Source organism: Neisseria sp. P0021.S005 (genome assembly GCF_051956955.1).
Genome location: NZ_JBQCWY010000477.1, coordinates 1 through 2333, shown reverse-complemented (window position 1 = coordinate 2333; position 2333 = coordinate 1). Strand labels below are relative to the sequence as shown.

The following is a 2333-nucleotide window of genomic DNA, read 5'->3' as shown; positions in this document are numbered from 1 at the left end:
ATGTCATGCAGGGGCTTGAATTCGCCGTTTTTATCCCACCATTTGTCGGCGATTTGGCTGAACTTGGCGATTTCGCCGGCATCTACGTTGTCGTGTTGATTGCTCATGGTTTGCTCCTGCATAAAATAATTCGCCTGATTTTAGCCGATTGTGCTTCAAAATAAAATGTTTCAGACGGCCTTTGCCTGTTTATCGGCCCTATTTCAACTTTCATCCGTCTGCCCATAAAAAACGCACCTTGTGACAAGGTGCGTTTCAATCGGTGCGGTTTAGAATTTAGCGCCGGATTCGTTGGCCATGTAGTCAACTGCGGCTTTCACTTCATCGTCGCTCAAGCTGCCGTTGCCGCCTTTGGCAGGCATGGCTTGGAAGCCTTCGATTGCGTGTTTGTGCAGAGTGTCTTTACCTTGTTTAATGCGAGGCGCCCAGTCTTCTTTTTTGCCTACGGCCGGAGCGCCGGGAATCAAGCCGCTGTGGCATGCTTTACAGTTCGCTTCAAAAACAGCTTTGCCGTCCACTTTGGCGGATTCGGCAGGCTTGGCTTCAGCGGCAGGCGCTTCGGCTTTCTCTTCAGGCTTGGCGGCTTCTTCAGGTTTGGCGGCTTCCTCTGCTTTGCTGGCGGCGGCTTCAACCTTATCGGCAGCTTCTTGAGCGGCAGATGCAGTCGCATCGGCAGCAGAAGCGGCTTCGTTTTTCACTTCAGATGCAACGGCTTGAGCAGTCTCTTGTGTCTCCTGTTTAGCCTCTTGGGAACAAGCTGTCAAACCAGCCATCATCATTACGGCAATCAGTAATTTGTTCATGTTCTGTCTTTCCTTAATTTTATTTAAATCACTGTTTTATATAAACAGCTTAAAAATTCTAGCATAGAAACTAATACTTTTGACCTACACTATAATAAATATTGGTATAAATCAGATTTTGTCTCAAAAACTGAAAAACATATTGACACCACCTCTCCACTCGGATAGAAATTCACCCCATTTGTCATGAAATGCGATAACTTTCATTTTATTGTTCAAGCAGTTACTCATTTTATTTTCAAAGTTTCTTTTAGAATTCAACTTTTTACCGACTTCTCCATAAGTAGCGTCAACCTAAAAGCCATCCCCATCCAAACAGGCCGTTTGAATCCCAATCAGGTTTCAGACGGCCTTTTTGAATCATGTTAATAAACATTTGCCGCTTGGCCATGCAAAAGACACCGGCAGGCTTACTTGTTTATAGAGTTTTTCATATTCCGACTACAATTTAATCCAATGCCATTAGCCTTTTGCCAAGGTTTCAGCTTCAGTCCACAATCCCCGCTTCTGCTCTGCCGTCAATTTCTTAATGCCGATTTCCTGTTTTAGCGCTTCACTCTTGTTCAGGCCGTCTGAAACGATGCGCATCTCGACAGGCTTGTTCAAACGCGTGTATTTCGCGCCTTTTCCTGACAAGTGCGCCGTAAACCGCTCTTGCGGATGGTTGCTGATGCCGCAATAAAACGCGCCGTTTTCGCACAAAATCAGGTAAACGCTCCAATTTTCCGCGTTCATAAATCCCCTTCCTTGGCAAAACTCTCGGTAAAAATGCGCACGGCAACCTCGGTTTTGGCAGACTGCACACGATAAGGCGTTACCAAATAAAGGCTGACCGGCGGCAATGTCCATTCAGGCAAAACCGCTTTCAGACGGCCTTGTGCAATTTTCTCCCTCACTTCGCCGCCCACCTGCAAAGACAAACCAAATCCGCTTTCGGTCAGGTTACACACGGCGGCAAGATGCGTACAGGCAATGCTGTCGGCGATGTCGAGGAAATAGCTTTCTTCACCATTTTGCAAGGTCGTGCGGACAGGTAAAAGATGCAGCCAGCGGTGTGCATGAAGCTGAGAGGGATGGGTAATGGGCGGATGCCGGTCAAGATAATCCGGCGCGGCGCAAATGATGTACGGCCAAGTCACGAGATGGCGCGCGACCAAATTGGGATCGTCCAAAGCGCGGTCGCCGCCGCGTATGGCGATGTCGGTCTGATTGTGTTGCAGGTCGTCCAAAGTATAGCTGAAATTAAGGACGGGGCGGATTTTGGGAAACTCGGTTTGCAATCGTGAAAAGGCCGTCTGAAAAGCGCGGGATTCGATGACCGTAGAAGTCAGGGAAATGCGCAATTCGCCGACAGGTTCGGTTTTCAGATTGTCGATAACGGTACGCGTATCGGCAAGGGTGGCGGCGAGACGGCGGCAGTATTCGCCCAAGGCGCGGCCGGCATCGGTAGGCGCAAGGCTGCGCGTGCTGCGGTTTAACAGCTTGATGCCGTGCAGGGTTTCGAGGCGATTGATGTGCTGGCTGACAGCA

At 49.1% G+C, this 2333-nt stretch carries 3 protein-coding genes and 1 pseudogene; all 4 read right to left on the bottom strand.

Annotated features, from left to right (window positions below; all coding sequences use genetic code 11):
* A pseudogene (locus tag ACTHUE_RS15805) lies at positions 1-107 on the bottom strand (bifunctional 2-polyprenyl-6-hydroxyphenol methylase/3-demethylubiquinol 3-O-methyltransferase UbiG); the annotation flags it as partial.
* 162 nt (positions 108-269) lie between these two features.
* Positions 270-803: a c-type cytochrome gene (locus ACTHUE_RS15800; protein ID WP_049336936.1), complete on the bottom strand. Its 534-nt coding sequence runs from the start codon at positions 801-803 to the stop codon at positions 270-272.
* 462 nt (positions 804-1265) lie between these two features.
* A complete protein-coding gene (locus ACTHUE_RS15795; RefSeq protein WP_440361211.1) occupies positions 1266-1538 on the bottom strand; it encodes a GIY-YIG nuclease family protein in 273 nt (90 codons plus the stop codon).
* The coding region (locus ACTHUE_RS15790; RefSeq protein WP_440423958.1) for a LysR family transcriptional regulator at positions 1535-2333 on the bottom strand (799 nt) is incomplete at its 5' end. The genes ACTHUE_RS15790 and ACTHUE_RS15795, both read right to left, overlap by 4 nt.

Bases quoted from the DNA above. Each gene is read 5' to 3' on its own strand.
- ACTHUE_RS15800 (WP_049336936.1), bottom strand. From the start codon at position 803: ATGAACAAATTACTGATTGCCGTAATGATGATGGCTGGTTTGACAGCT.
- ACTHUE_RS15795 (WP_440361211.1), bottom strand. From the start codon at position 1,538: ATGAACGCGGAAAATTGGAGCGTTTACCTGATTTTGTGCGAAAACGGC.